Source organism: Glutamicibacter creatinolyticus, assembly GCF_006094275.1.
In the GTDB taxonomy this organism is placed as follows: domain Bacteria; phylum Actinomycetota; class Actinomycetes; order Actinomycetales; family Micrococcaceae; genus Glutamicibacter; species Glutamicibacter creatinolyticus.
Genome location: NZ_CP034412.1, coordinates 390589 through 413504, shown reverse-complemented (window position 1 = coordinate 413504; position 22916 = coordinate 390589). Strand labels below are relative to the sequence as shown.

Sequence of the window (22916 nt, the reverse complement as noted above, 5' to 3'; positions counted from 1 at the left end):
CGCAGAAGCTGACCGCATCACCGGCATGACCTGTGAAACTCCTGCGTGTGAGTGAGAAAACAGCCTTACTAATTGAACTGACCGGTCAGTTCAATTAGTCTTGTTTCATGCTTTTTGCTGACTCTGTTTCCGTGGACGGACGCCACGGCGTCATCTGCCCTCCAACCACCGTGCGAGTAGAGCGCGGAGAGGTGGTCCTGGTAGTTGCCGAACCGGCGCTCTCACGCACCGCACTAAGCCTGGTGCTCTCCGGGCGCATGAAGCCCAGCTCCGGCACGGCCAGCTGGGAAGGCAAGGACAGCCTGAAGCTGCTGCGCAAGCACAGCGCGCTGGTGGACTCACCGGAAATCAACGCCCCGGAACCCCACCTGAAGGTGCGCGACCTGGTGGCCGAGGACCTCTCCCTGGTGCCGGTGCCGATCTGGCGCAAGCGCGGAATTGACTCCTGGCTGAACCAGCACGGCTTTTCCGAGGTGGCCAGCGAATGGGTGGATGCCCTCGATCCGCTGACCCGCCTGGACATCATGGCGCGGCTGAGCGAGGAGTACCACCAGGTGCGCTTGTCGGTCTTCGACTCTCCCGACCGCCACCGTCTGGAGGACTCCAGCTGGCTGGACCTGCTGGAGGCCATGGCCCAGTCCCGCCGCAAGCCGGCGGTCGTGGCCGTGGTCTCCCGGGTCCCCGATGACTGGCATGGCCCGGTGTTCTTCATGGGTGAGCAGGATGTCGAACCGCAGATGCACCTTCCGCACGATTCGGCACATGCGCAGGACGACGCCGACGTCGGCGAGCATGCCGTGCACGAACAGGCCGGGCAGAACCAGGATGCGGAGCAGACGGTGGCCATTGATGCCCTGCTGGGCGAGCACGAGGACACCGAGCACATCGAGGTGGACGCTGCCGCCGACGGCGATGAACCGGACGGTCCGAAACACAAGTCCGAGGACCCGGGTCCCGAACCGGTGGAACAAAATGCCGGCGGCACCGAGCCGGATCACGAACCGCAGCATCTGGCCCCGCCGGCGGACGAGGCTCCCCCGGCCCCAGCCGAACCCGAAGCCACCCAGGCCGAGCCGGCCAGGGAGACCGAGCCGGGCGAGCATGCCCAGCCCCACGACCCGGCGATCAACCCAAAACCTGAGACCACTTCCCGCGGGGAGGACACCAAATGACGATTCTGCGACTGGCTCTTTCCGAGCTGCAGCGCATGACCCGCGGCACCCTGCCCAAGCTGGCGATTATCGCCCTGAGCTGTGTACCGCTGCTATACGGGGCCATGTACCTCTATGCCAACTGGGATCCGCAGTCCCACCTCTCCGGCGTGCGCGCCGCCTTGGTCAACCTCGATGAGGGAGCCGAGAAGTCCGGCAAGGACCTGAAGGTCGGTGAGGATGTCACCGAATCCCTGCTGGAGGACGGCACCTTCGGCTGGGAGTTGGTGGGTTCCGAGCAGGAAGCCTATGAGGGCGTGGCCAACGGCGACTACTCGTTCGCCATGACCATCCCCAAGGACTTCTCCGCCAACCTGGCCTCCCCGGCCGACTTCGACAAGGCCAAGCAGGCCCAGCTGAAGATCACCACAAATGACGCCAACAACTTCATGGTGGGCACGTTCGCCGACACCCTGGCCAATGAGGTGCACAACTCGGTGGCCAAGGAAGTGGGCACCCAAACCGCCGACTCGATGATCGCCGGATTCGTGGACATCCACTCCTCCATGGCCGACGCCGCTGATGGCGCAGGCCAGGTCTACGACGGCACCCTGCAGCTGAAGGACGGGGTCGCCACGCTTTCGGACGGCACCAAGCAGCTGGTCGACGGCGGCAAGCAGCTGGCCGACGGCACGGTGGAACTGCACGATGGGACCAAGACGCTGAAGCAGGGCACCGGGGACCTGGTCAAGGGCCAGACCCAGCTGCGCGACGGCGCCAAGGAACTGTCCGCCGGCACCGGGGACCTGAAGAAGGGTGCAGACCAGCTGGCCGCCGGGCTCAATGAAATGAAGAAGCAGACCGCCCCGCTGCCCAGCTCCGCCAAGCAGCTGAACGACGGCGCGCAGCAGGCCGCGAAGGCCGCCAAGCAGCTGGCTGCCGGCTCCCGTCAGGTCGCCGACGGCAACGCCCAGCTCAACGACAAAGTCAGCGAGGCCGCCGAGGTCATCACCGCGCTGGAAGCCGATGCGGACAAGCGCCTGCAAACCGTGGAGAAGAAGAGCCTCGATGGCATCCAGCAGTTGGTGAAAGATGAAATCATCACCCAGGAGCAGGCCGATGAGCTAGTCAAAACCGTCTCCAGCTCAGTGGACGAGGCCGCGGCCAACTCGCAGGTGATCCAGCGCGCCAAGGAAATCAAGGCGCAGCTGAAGACCGCCCAGCAGCAGATCCAGCAGCTGGCCGACGGCTCCGAGCAGGTCGCCCAGGGCAACAAGCAGCTCTCGGCGGGGCTGAACACCCTGGCGGACGGCACCGCACAGCTTAACGCCGCGGTGCCGACCCTGGTCAAGGGCATCTCCACCGCCGCCACCGGCGGCAACGACCTGGCCGCCGGTGCGGCGCAGCTCAACGACGGCGCCAAGACGCTGTATGCCGGGCAGCGTGACGCGCTGGCCGGAGCGAAGCAGCTGGATTCGGGGGCCAAGGAACTGAACGCCGGTGCCGCCGAACTGCAAACCGGCAGCGCCCAGCTGTACACCGGCCTGAAGGACCTGCAAAGCGGCGTGGGCGATCTGGGCAAGGGCTCCAACGACCTGGCCGACGGTTCCGGGGAACTGGCCACCGGCCTGTCCGACGGCACCAAGGAAATCCCGAACCCGGATGACCCGACCCGCGAGCACCTCTCCGAGGTCATCGGTGACCCGGTGGCCGTGGACCGCACCGACCAGGCCAAGGCCGGCGCGTACGGCGAGGGCCTGGCGCCGTTCTTCATCACCCTGGCCACCTGGATTGGCGCGTTCATCCTGACCCAGGTGATGCGCCCGATCACCAAGCGTGCCCTGGCCTCCAACGGTCGGGACTGGAAGATCGCGCTGGGCGGCTGGATGCCGTTCTTCCTGCTCTCAGTGATCCAGTCCAGCCTGCTGTACGCGGTGGTGCTCTTCTGGCTGGGCCTGGACACCGCCCACCCGTGGATGACCTGGGGCCTGCTGGCGCTGGCCTCCATGGCCTTCACCGCGATCATCCAGGGCATCACCGCCCTACTGGGCGCGGCCGGCAAGTTCGTGGTGCTGGTGCTGATGGTGCTGCAGCTGGTCACCGCCGGCGGCACCTTCCCGTGGGAGACGCTGCCTGAGCCGCTGCACGTGCTGCACCGCATCCTGCCGATGGGCCATGTGGTTGCCGGCCTGCGCCACCTGGTCTACGGCGCGGATCTGGCGCTGCTCTCCGAAGTGGTGCTGGGCCTAATCGGCTACACGCTGCTGGGTCTGGCGCTGAGCACCCTGGCGGTGCGCAAGCACAAGACCTGGACGTTGAAGACCCTGCAGCCGGAGCTGGTCGTATGACCGGCGAGGCGGTCGGGCGCCCCCGGGTGCGGGCCACCGATTCCAAGGAACGGCTGTTCGCGGCCTCGATGACCCTGCTGGGGCACCGCGGCATCAACGCGGTCTCGGTGGATGAGATCGCCCGGGCCGCAGGGGTCTCCAAGGGCACGGTGTACTACAATTTTGGCTCCAAGGACTCGATGATCGGCGCCCTGCTGGCCTTTGGCGCCGACATCCTCCTGGAGGAGCTGGAACAGTACGCCGAACAGTCCGACGGGCTGCAGGCCCTGGAGGCCATGGTGGTCAGCGCGTTCCGCTTCGTGGAGCGCTACCCGTCCTACGCCCAGCTGTGGATCAGTGAGCAGCAGCGCTCCGAAAGCCTATGGGGCGAACAGCTCAGCGACTTCAGGGAACAGATCACCGCGCTGATCCGCCAGGTGCTGCGCCGCACCGTGCAGGTTCCCGAGCCCCTGCTGCAGGTGGCGGCCAGCGCGATGTTTGGCGCGACGCTGCTCACCGCCCGGGAACGCGCGGTAACCACCCCGATGCCCCCGCTGGAGGTCTACGTGCAGGCGGTGCTGGCCACCGTGCACGGGCTGGAGCGCGCTGCCGCCGGATAACCTGGCCCAGGCTCTCCCCACCGACCGAACCAACTAACCCCGATCCCGTGACACCGCCTGCGGTGTCACGGGATCTTTTTGCTAGGGCCGGGGCACCACGAAGTGCGTCACGGCTGCGTCCCGCGCATCCAGGTGCGAATACGGTTCGGCGGTTTCCATGACCGTCATTCCCAGAGTGGGGTAGTTCATGGCCAGCTCGTAGACGGCCTCCTGGTCCGAGTCCTTGGAGGCCAGGCGCAGCGCCAGTTCCTGCAGCACCGGCTGGTGGCCAATGACCAGCAGCGTGGAGACCGTATCGGGGGTTTCGTTGATGATCGAGCACAGCCCGGAGGTGCCCGCAGAGTAGATGCGGGAGTCAATGTAGGGGGTGGGCGCCTTCTCCCCCAGTTCGGAGAGCACCCAGGCACAGGTGGAGCGGGTGCGCAGCGCATCGGAGCACATGATGTAGTCCGGGATGAGGTTATTCTCCACCAACCAGCGGCCCGCCGCCGGCGCCTCCCGGTCACCGCGGGCACCCAGCGGACGGTCGTGGTCCGCCACCCCGAGCGGATAGTCCGCCTTGCCGTGCCGCAGCAGGATCAGCCGCCGGGCCTGTGCAGTGTTCTTGCCTCCAGCATTCATGCCACCAGCTTACGGGGTCACCGTCCCGGGGCCGCTTAAACGCCGAACGGGCGGGCGTACCTCCATGCCAGGAGCACGCCCGCCCGTTGGACGGTGTGGCCGTTCTGCGACCAGCTGATGCTAGATCGAGTATTCCGGGGCGGCCCAGACGACGACCTCGGGGTGTTCGTAGAAGCGGTAGCCCTGTCCGCGCACGGTGCGCACGGTGTTGGCCAGGCGGCCCAGCTTCGAGCGCAGGCGGCGGATGTGCACGTCGATGGTGCGCTCATTGGGCACCTCTTCGGCGTTGCGCCACAGGTTTTCCAGCAGTTCCTCACGGCCCACGGTGCGGGTGCCGTTTTCGACCAGGAAGTTCAGCAGCTCGAACTCCTTGAAGGTCAGGTTCAGGGTCTCCCCGTCCAGGTACACCTCGCGGCGGGACAGGTCGATCAGAACGCCGGAGGGCCGTGGGGTACTGGGACGGTTCTCGGTGCGGGCGCGGCGGTTGACCGTCGGGTCCCCCAGTGCCTGGCGGACCACGTCAATGGCTTCGCCCTGCGCGGTGGCCGGTGCCAGGGCGACCGCGGCGTGGGTCTGCGCCTGTGGGGACAGGGTGGCCAGGAACGCGCGCACCTGGGTGGCCAGCTTGCCCAGCGAGGTGCCGTTGGCCTGCGCGGTGGCCTCATCGAGTCCCACGTACAGGACGAACCCGCGGGCTGTGGTGTCCGCGCTGCCCGAGCCGGCGCCGGTGGCCTGGACCGGGGCTGCGGTCTGATGGCGTGAAATATCGCGCGGCTCATGGTTGGTGGATACGGCGCGCAGTGGGCGGTAGCCTGCCGGGGCATAGCCGCCAGCTGTCGAACGCTGTGCTGCAGCAGCACGGTTCTGCGCGTTGCGAATTGAAACGTGTACGTATCCGGATCCAGCCGTCATGTTTTTCCTCTAACTATGCGAAGGCCAAGTGATTTGGCGCTGATGCTTCTTGTTTGCTTGTTGCTTGCGCCGCGGGCGTCCTTCTCTACACCCACGACAGTTGGTTTCCCGCCAGCGGCTGGATCGCGACGAAAACTAGGTTTCCGCTGCGAGCTGACCGCTGACGCAAAGCATTCGAGAACAGCACTGGGGACCGGACCACGGGAACCGTGACCTGCCTGTTTTGCTGTTCTGCGCCTGACTCACCCCTCCAGTTTCCCCGTAACAATTGGAACTTGCAAGTAACAATCAACCCCCATGTCCACGATGCGAGACAAAAGCATCCATTTGTGACCTTTGCCACTTTGAACAAATGTTTTCGTTAAACGTTTAACTAGCCACGCATTGCACAATGATACGCCCAGAATCGATCAATCTGACTACCCTATACATTGCCATGAATAAGCATTCAGCGCTGGACGCTGTTCACGATGCAAACATTCGCCCAGAGCTGCTCTTGACCAAATATTCGGCTATCTGCAAGGCTTCGCACCGCATAAAATCGGGCTTGGGGGCACAGCAAGCACACAGGTAAAACACAAAGTCAGCCCAATGGCATGGGGGAAGGTAAGACCATGAACGATTCGCGTTTCTCTCCTTCACAGCTCCCACGGCTCACCCACCCGGACGGCACCGCCATCAAGGTCCTGGTGGTCGACGACGAACCGTCGCTGGCCGAGTTGGTGTCCATGGGCACCCGGATGCTCGGCTGGGAATCGGCGATCGCGCACGACGGGCCCGAAGCGGTGGCCACCGCCCGCAACTTCGCCCCGGATGTCCTGGTCCTGGACTGGATGCTGCCCGGCTTCGACGGGCCCGAGGTGCTGCGCAAGGTGCGCACCTACTTCCCGGAGGTCCCGGTGCTGTTCCTGACCGCCAAGGACGCGGTGGAGGACCGCATCGAGGGGCTGGGGGCCGGGGCCGATGACTATGTGGCCAAGCCCTTCAGCCTCGAGGAGGTGCTCATCCGGCTGCACCGGCTGGTCGAACGCTCCGGAGCCACCAGCGCGGACGCCTCCGAACTGGTGGTGGGCGATCTGGTGTTGAACCTGGATTCGCACGACGTATCCCGTGCCGGGCGGGCCATCTCGCTGACCGCCACCGAATTCGACCTGCTCTCCTACCTGATGAACAACGCCCGCCGGGTGGTGTCCAAGTCGCAGATCCTGGACAACGTCTGGCACTACGACTTTGACGGCCAGGCGAACATCGTCGAACTGTACATCTCCTACCTGCGCAAGAAGATTGACGTGGACGCCGAACCGATGATCCACACGGTGCGCGGCGTGGGATATGTCCTGAAGCCGGCGGCATGAGCCTGTTCTCCCCCGCCACCAAGCACACCCCCTACAACCTGCAGCGCCGCCTGCTGGTGATCCTGCTCGGCGCCCTGACGATGGTGTGTGTGCTCATTGGCCTGCTCTACAACGCCGGCATGCGCCAGACCTTGATGGCGCAGCTGAATGAGCAGCTCTCCCAGGCGGCGAACCGTGCCGCCACCTACTCCACCCCGAAGAACTCCCCCGATGACCTGTTCGCGCCCGGGCAGGCCTCGGGCACCTTGAACGTGCGCTTCGTGGACGGCAAGCTGACCTTCGGGGCCTGGCTGGATGAACGCACCGGTGAACGCATCACGATCACCGACGCGGACATCGACCCGCTGCTGTCCCTGGAGGTCAACTCCCGCCCGGTGATCCGCAAGCTCTCGATCGGGGACTATGTGCTGGTCGCCCGCCCGGACCAGGGCTCCGGAGGCATCCTGATCACCGGGCTGCCCACCGAGCCCACCGAATACGCGTTGCGGGAGATGGCCTGGTTGACCCTGGTGATCAGCGTGCTGACCGTGATCAGCACCGGCCTGGCCGGCACCTGGGCCATTGGCCGGTCCTTCAACCCGCTCAAACGCGTGGCCGCGGTGGCTTCCTCCGTGGCGCACACCGACCTGGAATCGGGCAAGGTGGAGCTGACCCAGCGGGTCTCCCCGCACGATGCAATCCCGGGCACCGAAGTGGGCAACGTGGGCCAGGCGCTGAACGCGCTGATCGACAATGTGGACAGCGCGCTGAAGGTGCGTGAGCGTTCCCAGGGGCAGATGCGCCAATTCGTGGCCGATGCCTCCCATGAGCTGCGTACCCCGCTGTCGGCGATCCGCGGCTACACCGAGCTGCTGGCCGCCACCGAGCACTTCTCCGATGACGGGCGGCGCGCGGTCGATCGGGTGCTGGAGCAAAGTTCACGCATGAGCGCCCTGGTGGAGCAGTTGCTGCTGCTGGCCCGGCTGGAGGAGGAAACCTCCTACAAGCTCTCCCGGGCGAACCTGGTGGACCTGGCCCGGGAAATCACCGACGACTTCACGGTCACCGCCCCGGATCACCGGTGGACGTTCATCGCCACCCAGGACGAGGTGGCGATCAATTGCGACTCCTCGGCGCTGCGCCGGGTCATCACCAACCTGCTGGGCAATGCACGCAAGCACACCAGCGTGGGCAACTCCGTGACGGTCAGCGTGCTGGCCGATGCGGACGTGGGACAGGCGGTGCTGCGGGTGCAGGACACCGGCGAGGGCATTGACCCCGAGTTCCTGCCGCATGTCTTTGAACGCTTCACCCGGGCCAACGCTGCCCGTTCGGGTTCCGACGGTACCACCGGCCTGGGCCTGCCCATCGCCAAGAGCATCGTGCAGGCGCACCGCGGCACCATCACGGTCACTTCCCAGCCCGGGGACACCGTTTTTGAGGTGCGGCTGCCGCTGGCCGATACGCAAACGCCGCCTGCGGCAAAAACCGAGGCGGCGTAGGGGCCAGAAGGCCTAGTGCATGGGCGGGGTCACGCCGTACAGGCGGTCCCCGGCATCCCCCAGCCCGGGAATGATGTAGGCCTTCTCATCCAGCCGCTCGTCCAGGGCGGCCAGCACCAGGTGGACCCGCTCGTCCTCGCCGTGGATCTCGCGCAGGCGCTCGATCCCCTCCGGGGCGGCGATCAGGCAGATGCAGGTGACCGAGGCGGCCCCGCGCTCGAAAATGAACTTGATGGCTTCGGCAAGGGTTCCGCCGGTGGCCAGCATCGGATCCAGCACGAAGACCTGGCGTCCCTGCAGGTCGTTCGGGACCCGGTCGGCGTAGGTGATGATGTCCAGGGTCTCGTCATTGCGGGCCATGCCCAGGAACCCGACCTCGGCCGTGGGCACCAGGCGGGTCATCCCCTCCAGCATGCCCAGCCCGGCGCGCAGGATCGGCACCACCAGCGGGGTGGGCTTTGCGAAGGCAATTCCGGTGGTCGTGGCCACCGGGGTCACGACCTCGACCTCTTCGGTCTTCACCTCGCGGGTCGCCTCGTAGGCCAGCAGCGTGACCAGTTCCTCCGTCAGCTGCCGGAAGGTCGGCGAAGCCGTGTTCTTGTCTCGCAGGACCGAAACCTTGTGTGCCACCAGCGGGTGGTCAACTACCTGTACGCGCATAGGCAAAAATCTACCAGCCGCCCACCTGCCCCGACGAGCCCCTTACCCGAGATTCGGGCACTGAATCCGGCCAATGTGCCCAACCGAACAAGCCCGGGAGGTTTTGGGAAGCTCCGGGCACCGTTGTCACCCCAGCTCGCGCACGCCGGTGGCACTGCGCAACGTAAAGTGGGTGACACTATGGTGCAAGAACACGAGAAGTGGATGCGGCTGGCACTGGATGAGGCCCGGACCGCGCTGGCCACCGATGATGTGCCCATCGGTGCCGTCATTCTCTCCCCCGACCAGCAGGTGCTGGCCTCCGGGCGCAATGAGCGCGAGGCCGGCGGAGATCCGACCGCACATGCCGAGGTGGTGGCCATCCGCAATGCCGTTCGCGCCCTGCAGGCCCGCGGCACGGATGATGGCTGGCGGCTGGAGGACTGCACCTTGGTTGTCACCCTGGAGCCCTGCGCGATGTGCGCCGGCGCCATTGTCCTTTCCCGCATCCCAAAGCTGGTGTTCGGGGCCTGGGATGAGAAGGCCGGAGCCTGTGGTTCGGTATTCGATATTGTGCGCGAACCCCGGCTGAACCACTGGGTCGAGGTGTACCCCAGGGTTTTGGAAGCTGAATGCGCTCAACTGCTGCTGGATTTCTTCCGCGCCAAGCGCCGCTAGAACCTTGCCGGCGCAAACAGTTACGGCTGACCCACACGGATAGCCGCCATGTGGTTCTGGCCACTTCGCCATCCAATCGGCCCTCGTTGTTTTGGTTTTCAGCTTTCCTTCGTTGTAGAGTTATCAGGTCTGGTGACGTGTCCGAGCGGCCGAAGGTGCAACACTCGAAATGTTGTGTACGGTAACCCCGTACCGTGGGTTCAAATCCCACCGTCACCGCCACGATGAACCCCGTAGGTTATGAATCTACGGGGTTTTTCTCTTCCTGAATTCAAAGTGCGGGCATGGAACCGAGTTGTTGGCTGAGTCAAAATGTCGGCTTCGACGTGCACAATCAACCTCATGGCCCCGATCCGGAAACGCACCAGAAAAAGCGGCCACTCTCCTGCACGGGAAACGATAATCAGAGGAAGGAAGTGCAAGGGAACGAGCTAGTCTCCGTCGTTTGCTTGCCACGGCACCCTTACCGCAGTGAGCCAGCATGATCACGCGTGGCCGCGAGCGGGAAGTGAGCAGCTCCAGAAGCCAGAACGCGAAATATGGCAACTGCCCGTGTCGCCCGGCAAACACAGCTGGCAATTCTCAACACCATGAAGAAGATCATCACGCACCGCTTCACCATCACCATGGTCGTGACCGGACTGCTCATGGGCGCCATGACCTTGATAGGCGGCCACGCATACCCGGTTGCGTTCGGCGCACTCTGGATTTGCTTCGCCATCGCCCTCGGATTCGCAGCAGTGGGCATCAAGAAGGATCTGAATAATGGGTGAGCCCGTTGTAAGGCCCCGATTTAACTAGGGCCAAATCGCCAAAAGATTCGCGACGCGCAGGTCCCCGTAGGACCAAACACTCTCATGTTCACAACCCATGACATTAGAGGTTCCGGGTCCTCTCCGTCTCATGCGCTGGTGGTCTGCTCCCCGATTGCGACCGATTCGGTTGCGCTTTGTCCTGGGTTCAATTCGGTCGGGTGCCTGCCCTATTGAGAGGATGGGTTGGGGCGAAAGCACTCCAGCGATGAGGTTAGAGGGGATTCTTTGTGTGGCATGATTTCGGACTAACTTGGGCCGACGCCGGGCGCGTGGTGCTCTCCGCGATTGCGCTATACGTTCTGGTGCTCGTGGCGATCCGAGTGCTCGGTCAGCGCACGATGGCTAACCTGTCCAGCTTTGACCTTGCCGCGGTGGTGGCTTTCGGCGCCGTCATCGGCCGTGCGATCCTCGGCTACACGCCCACACTGGCCGCCGGGGCGCTGGGCTTGGTGACCCTGTTGGTTCTGCAGGCCCTCACCGGTCAGCTGCGCCGATTTCCACGGGGCCGGGCCGCAGTCAACAACAAGGCGTACCTGCTGATGGCCGGGGAAGAATTCATCACCGCGAATCTGAAGCGCACTCACGTCTCGGAAAGCGAGCTGCTCTCCCGGCTGCGCTTGAGCGGGGTCCGCAACCGCTCGGAAATCGCCTGCGTCATCCTCGAACCCACCGGGCAGATCAGCGTTCTGCGCACCGGGGTGCCCATTGAACCGGAGTTCCTGGAGAATGTCTCCGGCGCCGAACTGATTCCGAAGGCTTTCCTGGCCCCACACGAAGCCTAGGCGAAACAACGGAAGATCAGCTCCACAGCACCGCAGTCCGGCTCGGCAACCCCGTGCTCACCGGCAAATTCCAGACGGTGATGCAAGAATGCGGGCAACACGCAAATGACCGAGCCACGGGGTTGCCATGACAGCGCAGATCGACCTGGACTACCCATTCACCGGCAGGTGGCTGGTGCAAAACAGTCCGGCCAACCGTGTGCCGAGCCATGGAACGACATTGTTCGCCAGTTCCCATGCCATCGATTTTGTGCCCGTGGGTGACAGCAGGCGCCGTGCCCAACTGACGTGGAACACCTGGCGTGGCCGCGAACCGGCTGCCGCGTTCCCTGGCTTTGGCCGGAGGGTACTGGCCCCGTGCGACGGTCGGGTGATCGCCGTTGAGCGCGCCATCCCGGATCATCAAGCCCACCGTGCCCTGGCCTCGGTTGGCTACGCGCTGGGCCAGCGCGCCCGGGTCCGCGCCGGCTGGCCGGGACTGGCCGGCAACCATGTGATGATCGAGCACGACGGAATCATCGTGGCGCTTTGCCACCTCATGCAGGACAGCGTGAAGGTGGAGGTGGGACAACACCTCGCTCCCGGGCAGCCCGTGGGACGCTGCGGCAATACCGGCAACAGCACCGAACCGCACCTGCACCTGCAGGCAATGGATGGCCCGCAGCCCGGCCGTGCTGCCCCGGTACCGATTACGTTCCACGGCCAGCTGCCCCACAACCGGCAGATCCTGGACCTCTAGAAGGCCCTGCTGGCCGGGTAGCACCTCACCAGATCTTCCTACTGGGGGTTTTCCTGCTCCCACCGGTGGGCCCGCTCGGTCAGCTGGCCGGCGAGCGCCGCCAGCGAGCCCTGTTCGCCCGCGCGTCCCAGGGCGAGGCCCAGCAGGAAGGTGCTCAAGGGGGCCGCGGGGCGCGCGACGTCGTGGGCGACGTGCTTGGCGACGTCCAGGATGGTGGCAATGTCCACCTCGTTTTCATCCAGGCCCAGTTCGGCGGCGGCCGCGCTCAGCCATTCATCCAGGGCCTCCGGTGGGAGATGCTGTGCCATTTTCGAATTCCTTTCACGGCCACCCTTTGCGTGGCGCTGGTCGTGTTCTCACTCAGTTTGGTGTGGGTGGGGCCGACGCTTGGCGGCCGGCCCCAGGTTGCCCGGGGCCGCGCGCGTCGTCCGGCTCCACCGGTTTCGTGCTTTGCCGCGCGGTGGCCAGGGCCTGCGGGGTGTCGATGTCGTCGCTGAGTCTTTCACCCACCGGGATCCGGTGCAGCTCCAGCTCACCCAGGACCCGGCGCAGCGGCGCGTTGGCCACCTCATCCCCGAGCCGTTTACAGGCGGTGGTGATCGCGGCGGTGCGATAGTAGCCGGCCAGCCACTGCACGTGGCCTTCCTCGTCTTCCAGCAGTGCCCCATCCCCCAGCTCCATGCCGCTGGCGGTGCGCAGCGCGGTGGCGACCGCCAGCGGGTGCTGCAGGTCGCAGGCCAGCACCATGACCCATTCGCTGTCCACGGCGCGGATCCCGGCGGCCAGTGCCGCCAGCGGTCCACCATATGCTGGTTCCTCGCGCACGACCCGGTCCGCTTCGGTGCCGGCGTGCGGCGGGCCGATGACGACCACCTGGTTTGCTCCGGCGCTTCGTGCCGCGGTGATGACCCGGTCCACCAGCCGTTGTCCGTGCAGGGTCAGGGCCGCCTTGTCCGCCCCGCCCAGGCGGCTGCCGCGCCCGCCGGCCAATACCAGGGCGTCAAACCCGGCGCCCGCCTTCGGCGTGTTCGCTGGCCGCTGGTTCCCTGGCGTAGGTGCTTCCGTCATGGTTTAACCCGCAACACTTCGACCTGGTCTCCGGCCTGCACGTCTCCCTGTTCGGGTCCGACCAGGGCGTAGCCCTCAGCCGCCCCGAAGCCGCCCACCGAATGGGAGATCGCCTGGGCCTGCACGGCCGGGGCGCACAATTGCGGGTTCACCGGGTCAAAGACGACCGGCAGCACCTGTAGGCGCCCCACCGGGGATTTCCATCCCACGGCCGCGGTGGCGCGCAGCCGGGGCCGGTGCAGTTGCGCGTTGCCCTGCAGGGCGCGCAGGGCCGGACGCACAAAGAGCTCGAATCCGACCGCGGCGCTGACCGGGTTGCCGGGCAGGGCGAACATCATCGCCCCGGATTCCAGGCGTCCGGCGCACTGCGGGGCTCCGGGGCGCAGGGCCACCCGCACTGCCCGCACCCCCGGCTCGTCCTGCAGCACCTGGCGCATCACGTCGTGGGTGCCCGGGCCCACCCCGCCGGTGGAGATCACCACATCGTGGCTGGCCCCCAACCGGGCGAGTTGTTCACGCACCAGGTCGGTGTCATCGGTGCAGCGCTGCACGGTGATCTGGGTGATGCCGGCTTCGGTGAGCAGCCCCTGCATCAGCCAGGAGTTCGATTCGGGAATCTGCCCGCGCTGCAGCACCGCGCCCACCTCCTGCAGTTCCGCGCCGGTCACCAGGACCGCGGCGGTGGGCAGTGGGCGCACCAAGAGCTGTTCGGCCCCGGCGGCGGCCAGCGCGGAGAGCAGTGCCGCGTCCACCTGCTGTCCGGCGGCTGCAACCAGGTCCCCGGCGGCCCGGTCCTCACCGCGGTGCCGGATGTCCTTGCCCGGCTGGACCTCACGCAGGATCGTGACCTGCCCGGTGCCCCAGCGCTGCCCGTCCTCGCCCACGGTGTCCTCCACCCGCAGCACGGCGTCCGCGTCGGTGGGCAGCGGCGCCCCGGTCATGATCCGCACCGCCTGCCCGGGTTCTAGGGCCGGGTCCTGGGTGCTGCCGGCCGGGATTTCGCCCAGCACGCGCAGGGTGACCGGCGTGCTGTCACTGGCGCCGCGGGTATCGGCGGCACGCACCGCGTACCCATCCATGGCCGAATTGTCCCACAGCGGCAGCGGGTGGCGGGCGGCGAAGTCCTCGGCCAGCACGGTGCCGTACAGGTGGTGGAAGCCGTTGGTCAGGCTGTGTTGCCGGGCCGGCAGGGGGCTCAGCTGATCCAGGATCCACTCCAGGTGCGCTTCGGGGGTCAGGGCCATCTGCGTCCTTTCGGTTGCCTACCGCCAGTATGCCCCCATTGGCACCCCAAAGTCAGCCGCAAAGGCCCATGTGGCATGCGCCTGGCCGGTGTTACATGCCGCCGCGGCCCTTGGTGCCGCGCAGCATGCCGGCCACAATCAGCGCGAACGTGCCCACCAGCACCAGCAGCCACAGCCCCAGCGCGTAGGAGTTGGTTTCGGCGTGGTAGGTCGCGCCCATCGCCAGCGGCGGGAAGTAGCCGCCCAGGCCACCGGCGGCGGCGACCACGCCGGAGACCGCGCCCACCTTCTCCGGCGGGGTGGAGGGCCCGATCCAGGCGAACACGGCGCCCATGCCCAGGCCCATGGCCGAGGCCATCAGCAGGAAGGTGATGCCGGTCAGGATGCCCTCCGGGGGCTGCATGCCCACGATGTAGGCCAGCGAGACGATCCCGGCCAGGGAGATCAGGGCAATCAGCTTCGGACCGAACTTGTCGGCCAGCACGCCGCCGATCGGCCGGGCAATCACCGCGGCCACCGCAAACAGGGCGGTGCGGGCGCCGGCCCCCACCGGGTCCACGTCATCGGGGTAGATGGTGACAAGGTATTTGGGCAGGAAGGTGGAAAACGCGACGAACCCGCCGAACACGATGCCGTACAGGAAGGACATCTCCCAGGTGATCGGCAGCTTCAGCGTGTCGATCAGCTTCGGCAGCAGCGGCTGGCGGTTCGGGGTCCAGGCCGGGGATTCGCGCATGAAGAACCACACGGCCGCGGCGCTGAGCACCAGCAGGCCGGCAATGAACAGGTGGGTTTCGAAGTAGCCGAGCTGGCGCAGCAGCCGGGGGGTGAAGAATGCGGACACCGCGGTGCCGATCATGCCCATGCCGAACACGCCGTTGGCAAAACCGCGTCGGCGCGGCTCATACCAGGCGCTGGCGAAGGGCACCCCGACCGCGAAGATGGTGCCGGCGATGCCCAGGTAGGTGCCCGAGGCGATCAGCAGTGCGAAGCTGCCCAGCGTTCCGGCCAGCGCCACCAGCAGCACGGCCGGCACGGAGGCCAGCAGCACCACGGTGAACATCTTTCTGGCCCCGAAGCGGTCGGTCAGCGAACCGATCACGATGCGCCCCAGCGCACCGACCAGCACCGGGGTGGCCAGCATCAGGGAAATCTGCCCCTCGCCCAGCTTCATCAGCTCCGCGTAGTGGGTTTGAATCGGGGAAATCAGCATCCAGGCCCAGAAACCCACGGCGCTGGCGAGCGTGGCCAGCAGCAGCTGCGGGAATTGCCCACGCAGCTCCGGGGACGTCTGCGCGGCTTGTGCTGGGGACTTCTGGCTCATGGTTTTCCTCCACCGTAACCGTCAGGTGCTGCACTACCACTTGTTGTGCACACTAACCGCTCAAACGCCAACGCGCTAGTGAAACAAACATTTTTATCTAGGGAATGTGAAATCTCACTTCCAGTGACACCCGGGGAAGAACCCTTGCATCTATCGAGACAAAGGACGAAGCTTGAGTCAAGCGTCACAGTTGGGAGTCACTGTCATGACCGAAAGGCCAAACCACACAACACCGGCCACCGACGGACCACTGGCCGATTCGCTGCTGACCATGGGCAAGTACCTGCGCCGCGGGGAAACCAGCCAGGATCTGCGGGCGATGTTCCTCTCCGGAGGACGCCAGGGTGATGTCTTCTACCGCGACCGATGGTCGCACGACAAGGTGGTGCGCTCCACCCACGGGGTGAACTGCACCGGATCATGCTCCTGGAAGGTCTACGTCAAGGACGGGATCATCACCTGGGAAACGCAGCAGACCGACTACCCGTCGGTGGGCGCGGACTCCCCCGAATATGAACCGCGCGGCTGCCCGCGCGGCGCCGCCTTCAGCTGGTACACCTACTCGCCCACCCGGGTGCGCTACCCGTACATCCGCGACGTGCTGGCCGAACTGTACCGGGCGGCGAAGGCCGAACACCCCGACCCGGTGGACGCCTGGGCCTCGATCGTGGAGGACCCGGTCAAGGCCAAGCGCTACAAGCAGGCCCGCGGCAAGGGCGGGCTGATCCGCACCACCTGGGACGAGTCGATGGAGATCGCGGCGGCCGCCCAGGTGTACTCGGTGAAGAAGTACGGCCCGGACCGGATCGCCGGGTTCTCCCCGATCCCGGCGATGTCGATGGTCTCCCACGGGGCGGGGGCACGCTACCTGAACCTGGTGGGCGGGACCATGCTCTCCTTCTACGACTGGTACGCCGACCTGCCGGTGGCCAGCCCCCAGGTGTTCGGGGACCAGACCGACGTGCCGGAATCCGCGGACTGGTGGAACGCCGGCTACCTGATCATGTGGGGCTCGAACGTGCCGGTGACCCGCACCCCGGACGCGCACTTCATGGCCGAGGCGCGCTACCGCGGCCAGAAGGTCGTCACCGTCTCCCCCGACTACACCGACAACACCAAGTTCGCCGACGAATGGGTGGCCCTGCACCCGGGCACCGACGCCGCACTGGGCATGGCGATGGGCCACGTGATCCTCAACGAGCACTACGTGGCCAAGCGCACCGCCCCCTTCCAGGACTACATGCGCCGCTACACCGACTCCCCGTTCCTGGTGGAAATCGATGAAGCCAACGGGCTGCCGGTGCCGGGCAAGTTCCTCACCGCCGCGGATCTGGGCGGGCAGGCCGCCGGCGCCGCCAACGCCGAGTTCAAGCCGGTGCTGCTGGACGCCAGCGGCACCGCCCGGGTCCCCAACGGCACCCTGGGCCACCGCTTCGCCGCCGAAGACAAGGGCGAATGGAACCTGGACCTGGGGGACATCACCCCGATGCTCTCGGTCGCGGACCTGGATGGCTGGGACGGCGCGGCCAGCGAGGTCAACCTGCCGCGCTTCGACCTGGAACCGGAGGCCGGGCAGGAACACGCCGGCGGTTCGGGGATCCTCACCCGCGGCGTGCCGGTGATGCGGGTGGCCGGCAAGCTGGTCACCACCGTGTTCGATCTGATGCTCGCCCGCTACGCGGTGCAGCGTGCGGGCATGCCGGGGGTGTGGCCCACCGGCTACGATGACGCCACCGCCCCGGGCACCCCGGCCTGGCAGCAGGAGCACACCAACGTGCCGGCCGAGCAGGCGATCCGCATCGCCCGGGAATTCGCGGACAACGCGGAGAAGTCCGGGGGACGCTCGATGATCCTGATGGGCGCGGGCACCAACCACTGGTTCCACTCGGACACCATCTACCGCACCTTCCTGGCGCTGACCATGATGACCGGCTGCCAGGGCGTCAACGGCGGGGGCTGGGCGCACTACGTGGGCCAGGAAAAGGTCCGCCCGCTCACCGGCTACCAGCAGTACGCCGGCGCCTCGGACTGGGTGCGGCCCCCGCGCTACACCATCGGCACCGCGTTCTGGTACCTGTCCACCGACCAGTGGCGCTACGACGGGCTGCCGGCCAACCAGCTGGCCTCCCCGCTGGCCCGCGGCCACTTCGACGGGCTGACCACCGCGGACTGCCTGGTCGAATCGGCCAAGCGCGGCTGGATGCCCTCCTACCCCACCTACAACCGCAACCCGCTGGATCTGGTGGATGAGGCCGAGGCCGCCGGCAAGGACCCGGCGCAGCACGTGGTGGATTCGCTGAACGACGGCTCGCTGGCCTACGCCTGCGAGGACCCGGATGATGCGGCGAACTTCCCGCGGGTGATCCTGATGTGGCGGGCCAACGTGCTCGGCTCCTCGGGCAAGGGCAACGAGTACTTCCTCAAGCACCTGCTGGGCACCAACGCGGCGGTGCGCGCCCCCGAGGCCGCCGAGGGCTCCCGGCCGCAGCAGATGGCGTGGCATGAGCAGGCCCCGGAGGGCAAGCTGGATTTGCTGGCCACCGCGGACTTCCGGATGACCAGCACCACGCTGTTCTCCGACCTGGTCTTCCCGGCCGCCACCTGGTACGAGAAATACGACCTGTCCTCCACGGACATGCACCCGTTCATCCACTCCTTCAACCCGGCGATCGCCCCGCCCTGGCAGACGAAGACCGACTTCGAGCTGTTCGGGCTGATGGCCCAGCGCTTCAGCCAGTACTCCGCCAAGCACCTGGGGGTGCGCAGGGACCTGGTCGCCACCCCGCTGCAGCACGACACCCCGGATGCGATGGCCACCCCCAAGGGGCGGGTGCAGCGCGAGGTGCCGCTGGTGCCCGGGGTGAGCATGCCCAAGCTGAAGGTGGTCGAACGCGACTACCCGAACCTGTTCGACCAGTGGCGCAGCCTGGGCCCGCTGACCGCCAAAATGGGGATGACCACCAAGGGCATCAACTACCACCCGGAACCGGAGATCAGCACCCTGGAGGGGCTGAACGGCACCGTGCCCTCCGGCCCGTACGCCGGGCATGTGCGCCTGGACACCGACCGGCGCGCGTGCGAGATGATCCTGGCGTTCTCCGGCACCTCCAACGGGCGGCTGGCCACCCAGGGCTTCCGGGCGCTGGAGGAGCACACCGGGCAGAAGATGGCCTTCCTCTCCGAGGAGCACGAGGGCACTCACATCTCCTTCCATGACGTGCAGGTCCAGCCGCGCAGCGTGATCACCTCCCCGGAATGGTCCGGCTCCGAACACGGGGGCCGGCGCTACACGGCGTTCGCGATCAACGTGGAGCACCTCAAGCCCTGGCACACCCTCACCGGGCGCCAGCACTTCTACCTGGACCACGACTGGATGGACGAGCTGGGCGAGGCCCTGCCGATCTACCGTCCACCGCTGGACATGCACCGGTTGTACGGGGACGCGCAGCTGGGGCGCACCAGCGAACACGAGTCGGGCAACGCCGAGGTGGCGGTGCGCTACCTGACCCCGCACTCGAAGTGGTCGATCCACTCCGAATACCAGGACAACCTGTTCATGCTCTCCCTCTCCCGCGGCGGACCGACCATCTGGATGAGCCCGCAGGACGCGGCGAAGATCGGGGTGCGGGACAACGAATGGATTGAGTCCTACAACCGCAACGGCGTGGTCGTGGCCCGCGCGATCGTCTCGCACCGCATGCCCGAGGGCACGGTGTACATGTACCACGCCAAGGACCGCACCGTGGACGTGCCGATCGCCGAAACCAGCGGGTTGCGCGGCGGCATCCACAACTCACTGACCCGGATCCTGATGAAGCCCAGCCACCTGATCGGCGGCTACGGCCAGCTGGCCTGGGCGTTCAACTACCTTGGTCCAACCGGAAACCAGCGCGATGAGGTCACCACGATCCGTCGCCGCAACCAGGAGGTGCAATACCGATGAAGGTCATGGCCCAGATGTCGATGGTGATGAACCTGGACAAGTGCATTGGCTGCCACACCTGCTCGGTGACCTGCAAGCAGGCCTGGACGAACCGTTCCGGGGTGGAGTACGTGTGGTTCAACAACGTGGAGACCCGCCCCGGGGTGGGTTACCCGCGCACCTATGAGGACCAGGAGAAGTGGCGCGGCGGCTGGGAGCGCACCAAGCGCGGCCGGCTGAAGCTGAAGGACGGCGGGCGGCTGCACAAGCTCTCGCGCATCTTCTCCAACCCGAAGCTGCCCGAAATCCAGGACTACTACGAGCCGTGGACCTACGACTACGACATGCTGCTGAACTCCCCTTCCGGGGAGCACACTCCGGTGGCCAAGCCCAAGAGCCTGCTCACCGGCAAGGATATGAAGATTGGCTGGTCGGCGAACTGGGATGACAACCTGGGCGGCTCGCTGGAGACCATGGCCGATGACCCGATCCTGGCCAAGATGAGCGAGGAGGTGAAGGCCGAGTACGAGAAGGCCTTCATGTTCTACCTGCCGCGCATCTGCGAGCACTGCCTGAACCCCTCCTGCGTGGCCTCCTGCCCCTCCGGGGCGATGTACAAGCGGGCCGAGGACGGGATCGTGCTGGTGGACCAGGACGCCTGCCGCGGCTGGCGGATGTGCGTCTCGGGCTGCCCGTACAAGAAAGTGTACTTCAACCACCGCACCGGCAAGGCCGAAAAATGTACGTTCTGCTACCCGCGCATCGAAGTGGGTCTGCCCACCGTGTGCGCCGAAACCTGTGTTGGGCGCCTGCGCTACCTGGGCCTGGTGCTCTACGACGCGGATGCAGTGGCCGATGCGGCCAGCGTGGAGGACGAGCATGAACTGCTCGAGGCCCAGCGCCAGGTGCTGCTGGATCCGCGTGACCCCGAGGTCATCGCCGCGGCCCGGGCCGAGGGGATGGACGAGGACTGGATCACCGCCGCCCAGCAGAGCCCGATCTGGAAGCTGATCCGCGACTACCAGGTGGCGCTGCCGCTGCACCCGGAGTACCGCACCATGCCGATGGTCTGGTACATCCCGCCGCTGTCTCCGGTGGTGGACGTGGTCACCGGCACCGGCAACGACGGGGAGGACGCGAACAACCTGTTCGCGGCGATCGACAAGCTGCGCATCCCGATCGGCTACCTGGCCGAGCTGTTCACCGCCGGGGACACCGCCCCGGTGGACCTGGCGCTGCGCAAGCTGGCGGCCATGCGCTCCTACATGCGCGGGGTGTCCATCGATGACGTGCGTGATGAGTCGATCGCGAACGCGGTGGGCATGAGCGGGCCGCAGATCGAGGAAATGTACCGGCTGCTGGCGATCGCGAAGTACGAGGAACGCTATGTGATCCCCCCGGCCCACGCCGAGCAGGCCCACGACCTGGAGGAAATGGGCTGTTCGCTGGAGTTCGAGGGCGGACCGGGCATGGGCGGGGCCGGGCCGTTCGGCTCCTCCAGCGGCGAGCAGGTGCCGGTGGCGGTGGAGAACTTCCATTCGCTGCAGAGCCGGCAGACCGCGGACCGGCCCTCCACCCCGGGACGGGTGAACCTGCTGAACTGGGACGGCAACGGCCGGCCCGAGGGGCTCTTCCCGCCGCAGCACCAGCGTTCCAAGGAGAATGAGCAATGATTCCCAAGCTGCTCAACCGGGCCACCCCGCGCCGCCGGCTGCCCGGCACCCTGGATCCGGTGCCGCTGAAGAACCCGCAGCGCCGGGCCGTGCACATGCTCGCCTCACTGCTGCTGGACTACCCCGACGAGGAGTGGTTCGCCCAGCTGGAGGTGCTCGAACCGCACATCGCCGCGCTGCCGGCGCCGATCGCCGGGCCGCTGACCGAGTTCGTGGCCGCCTCCCGGGCGGCCGGTTCGGCCCAGTGGCAGCGCAGCTATGTGGACACCTTCGACCAGAAGCGCAAGTGCAGCCTGTACCTGAGCTATTTCGCCACCGGGGACACCCGCAAGCGGGGCACCGCGCTGGTCACCTTCCTGGAGGCCTACCGGGCGGCCGGCTTCGAGTTCGACGCCCAGGACCTGCCGGACTACCTGCCGGCGGTGCTGGAGTTCTCCGCCCGCAGCGACGATGAGATCGCGGGGGCGCTGCTGGCAGCGCACGTGGAGGGCATTGAGGTGCTGCGCGCCGCCCTGGAGGGGATGCGCAGCCCCTGGGCGAACGTGGTGCGCACCATCACCCTCTCCCTGCCGCCGGTGGATAGGGCCACCCAGGAACGGATCCTGTCCCTGGTCAGCGAGGGCCCGCCAACCGAGACCGTGGGGCTCAGCTTCCTGGGCAACCTACCACCATTTAGTCCGAGGGAGGGGACGGGAGTATGAGCACCATGCAATTCCTGCTGTGGGTGGCGATGCCCTACGCGTGCGCCGCCGTGTTCATCGTGGGCCACATCTGGCGGTACCGCTACGACAAGTTCGGCTGGACCACCCGGTCAAGCCAAAGCTATGAGAACCGGCTGCTGCGCTGGGGCTCACCGATGTTCCACTTCGGCATCCTGCTGGTTCTGGTGGGCCACGTGGTGGGGCTGCTGATCCCGCGCGAATGGCTCTACGCCATCGGCGTCACCGAACACCTCTACCACCTGGGCGCCACCTGGATGGGCACCGCGGCGGCCGTGCTGACGCTGGCCGGGCTGGTGATCCTGATCTACCGGCGGCGCACCGTGGGACCGGTGTTCCTGGCCACCACCCGGATGGACAAGCTGATGTACGTGCTGCTGGGGGCGAGCCTGTTCTTCGGCACCGTGGCCACCATGGTCCACCAGGTGTTCGGGCCCGGCTACCCGTACCGTGAAACCATTTCACCCTGGGTGCGCAGCCTGCTGATCTTCCAGCCCGACCCGGCGCTGATGCAGCAGATCCCGCTGTCCTTCGCGCTGCACGTGATCACCGCGAACCTGCTGTTCGCCCTGTGGCCGTTCACCCGGCTGGTGCACGTGTTCTCCGCACCGATCCCGTACCTGTTCCGCCCCTACATCGTGTACCGTTCGCGCGATGAGGCCCCCAGCGGCATGCGCCCCGTGCGCCGCGGCTGGGACCCGGTCACCGCTCCCCCGGAGCGGCGGCGCAACCGCCGCGGCATCACCGCCAACCGGCCCTAGGCCGGCCCGGCACCGCCTCCGGACCGAAAAGGGACTGCCTGTTCCCTTCTCGGTCCGGAGGCCTTTTGCCGTCCTGGGGCCGGGG

At 66.6% G+C, this 22916-nt stretch carries 20 protein-coding genes and 1 tRNA gene; 14 read left to right on the top strand and 7 right to left on the bottom strand.

The features are described 5' to 3' along the window. The first annotated feature begins 107 nt into the window (after positions 1-107). Genes GcLGCM259_RS01965 through GcLGCM259_RS01955 form a run of 3 tightly spaced genes read left to right on the top strand, consistent with a single transcriptional unit; the run spans position 108 to position 4098 of the window. Positions 108-1172 (top strand): P-loop NTPase family protein, encoded by a 1065-nt coding sequence (locus GcLGCM259_RS01965; protein WP_138925606.1) that lies wholly within the window; start codon positions 108-110, stop codon positions 1170-1172. Beyond that, positions 1169-3499, top strand: coding sequence for a YhgE/Pip domain-containing protein (locus GcLGCM259_RS01960; RefSeq protein ID WP_138925605.1), 2331 nt, complete (start codon positions 1169-1171; stop codon positions 3497-3499). Before GcLGCM259_RS01965 ends, GcLGCM259_RS01960 begins: the two co-directional genes overlap by 4 nt. Next, entirely contained in the window at positions 3496-4098 is a 603-nt protein-coding gene (locus GcLGCM259_RS01955) for a TetR/AcrR family transcriptional regulator (RefSeq protein ID WP_138925604.1), read from the top strand. Before GcLGCM259_RS01960 ends, GcLGCM259_RS01955 begins: the two co-directional genes overlap by 4 nt. Positions 4099-4179: 81 nt before the next feature. Here the strand turns inward: GcLGCM259_RS01955 and GcLGCM259_RS01950 are convergent, their stop codons facing one another. Both GcLGCM259_RS01950 and GcLGCM259_RS01945 read right to left on the bottom strand, forming a co-directional pair. Further along, on the bottom strand, positions 4180-4719 hold the full coding sequence (locus tag GcLGCM259_RS01950) for a SixA phosphatase family protein (RefSeq protein WP_138925603.1): 540 nt from the start codon (positions 4717-4719) through the stop codon (positions 4180-4182). A 120-nt stretch (positions 4720-4839) separates the two neighbouring features. Further along, positions 4840-5631, bottom strand: coding sequence for a winged helix-turn-helix domain-containing protein (locus GcLGCM259_RS01945; protein WP_138174982.1), 792 nt, complete (start codon positions 5629-5631; stop codon positions 4840-4842). 614 nt (positions 5632-6245) lie between these two features. Here GcLGCM259_RS01945 and GcLGCM259_RS01940 point away from each other — a divergent pair. Beyond that, positions 6246-6986: a response regulator transcription factor gene (locus GcLGCM259_RS01940; protein ID WP_054821151.1), complete on the top strand. Its 741-nt coding sequence runs from the start codon at positions 6246-6248 to the stop codon at positions 6984-6986. Continuing rightward, a complete protein-coding gene (locus GcLGCM259_RS01935; RefSeq protein WP_138174984.1) occupies positions 6983-8467 on the top strand; it encodes a sensor histidine kinase in 1485 nt (494 codons plus the stop codon). Before GcLGCM259_RS01940 ends, GcLGCM259_RS01935 begins: the two co-directional genes overlap by 4 nt. Positions 8468-8479: 12 nt before the next feature. Here the strand turns inward: GcLGCM259_RS01935 and upp are convergent, their stop codons facing one another. Further along, positions 8480-9127, bottom strand: a complete 648-nt coding sequence (gene upp, locus GcLGCM259_RS01930) for a uracil phosphoribosyltransferase (protein WP_138174986.1) — start codon at positions 9125-9127, stop codon at positions 8480-8482. A gap of 180 nt (positions 9128-9307) precedes the next feature. On the opposite strand from upp, the gene tadA reads away from it, so the two are divergent. From tadA to GcLGCM259_RS01905, 5 genes are all read left to right on the top strand, one after another. Next, positions 9308-9784, top strand: a complete 477-nt coding sequence (tadA, locus tag GcLGCM259_RS01925) for a tRNA adenosine(34) deaminase TadA (RefSeq protein WP_138925602.1) — start codon at positions 9308-9310, stop codon at positions 9782-9784. A gap of 131 nt (positions 9785-9915) precedes the next feature. Next, positions 9916-10006 (top strand) — tRNA-Ser (locus GcLGCM259_RS01920). 317 nt (positions 10007-10323) lie between these two features. Continuing rightward, complete coding sequence (locus GcLGCM259_RS01915; RefSeq protein ID WP_138925601.1) at positions 10324-10557, top strand: hypothetical protein; 234 nt, start codon at positions 10324-10326, stop codon at positions 10555-10557. Between the two features lie 269 nt (positions 10558-10826). Continuing rightward, positions 10827-11381 (top strand): DUF421 domain-containing protein, encoded by a 555-nt coding sequence (locus tag GcLGCM259_RS01910; RefSeq protein WP_138174992.1) that lies wholly within the window; start codon positions 10827-10829, stop codon positions 11379-11381. Positions 11382-11508: 127 nt separating this feature from the next. After that, complete coding sequence (locus tag GcLGCM259_RS01905; protein WP_138925600.1) at positions 11509-12120, top strand: M23 family metallopeptidase; 612 nt, start codon at positions 11509-11511, stop codon at positions 12118-12120. A 38-nt stretch (positions 12121-12158) separates the two neighbouring features. On the opposite strand, the gene GcLGCM259_RS01900 is transcribed toward GcLGCM259_RS01905, so the two are convergent. From GcLGCM259_RS01900 to GcLGCM259_RS01885, 4 genes are all read right to left on the bottom strand, one after another. After that, on the bottom strand, positions 12159-12428 hold the full coding sequence (locus GcLGCM259_RS01900; RefSeq protein ID WP_138174994.1) for a DUF6457 domain-containing protein: 270 nt from the start codon (positions 12426-12428) through the stop codon (positions 12159-12161). Between the two features lie 52 nt (positions 12429-12480). Further along, a complete protein-coding gene (mobA, locus tag GcLGCM259_RS01895) occupies positions 12481-13188 on the bottom strand; it encodes a molybdenum cofactor guanylyltransferase (RefSeq protein ID WP_138925599.1) in 708 nt (235 codons plus the stop codon). Beyond that, complete coding sequence (locus tag GcLGCM259_RS01890; protein ID WP_138925598.1) at positions 13185-14432, bottom strand: molybdopterin molybdotransferase MoeA; 1248 nt, start codon at positions 14430-14432, stop codon at positions 13185-13187. Before GcLGCM259_RS01890 ends, mobA begins: the two co-directional genes overlap by 4 nt. A gap of 91 nt (positions 14433-14523) precedes the next feature. Next, entirely contained in the window at positions 14524-15756 is a 1233-nt protein-coding gene (locus GcLGCM259_RS01885; RefSeq protein WP_138175000.1) for an MFS transporter, read from the bottom strand. Between the two features lie 205 nt (positions 15757-15961). Here GcLGCM259_RS01885 and GcLGCM259_RS01880 point away from each other — a divergent pair, with 205 nt between their 5' ends. The 4 genes from GcLGCM259_RS01880 to narI are packed head-to-tail and all read left to right on the top strand — an operon-like array spanning position 15962 to position 22831. Then, positions 15962-19699, top strand: coding sequence for a nitrate reductase subunit alpha (locus tag GcLGCM259_RS01880; RefSeq protein ID WP_138925597.1), 3738 nt, complete (start codon positions 15962-15964; stop codon positions 19697-19699). Continuing rightward, positions 19696-21351 carry a nitrate reductase subunit beta gene (narH, locus tag GcLGCM259_RS01875; RefSeq protein ID WP_138925596.1) on the top strand — a complete coding sequence of 552 codons (1656 nt, stop codon included), beginning with the start codon at positions 19696-19698 and terminating at the stop codon, positions 21349-21351. The genes GcLGCM259_RS01880 and narH overlap by 4 nt, the downstream gene beginning before the upstream one ends. Continuing rightward, on the top strand, positions 21348-22052 hold the full coding sequence (gene narJ, locus GcLGCM259_RS01870) for a nitrate reductase molybdenum cofactor assembly chaperone (protein WP_138925595.1): 705 nt from the start codon (positions 21348-21350) through the stop codon (positions 22050-22052). Before narH ends, narJ begins: the two co-directional genes overlap by 4 nt. After that, positions 22049-22831: a respiratory nitrate reductase subunit gamma gene (narI, locus tag GcLGCM259_RS01865; protein WP_175419295.1), complete on the top strand. Its 783-nt coding sequence runs from the start codon at positions 22049-22051 to the stop codon at positions 22829-22831. The genes narJ and narI overlap by 4 nt, the downstream gene beginning before the upstream one ends. Positions 22832-22916 lie beyond the last annotated feature (85 nt).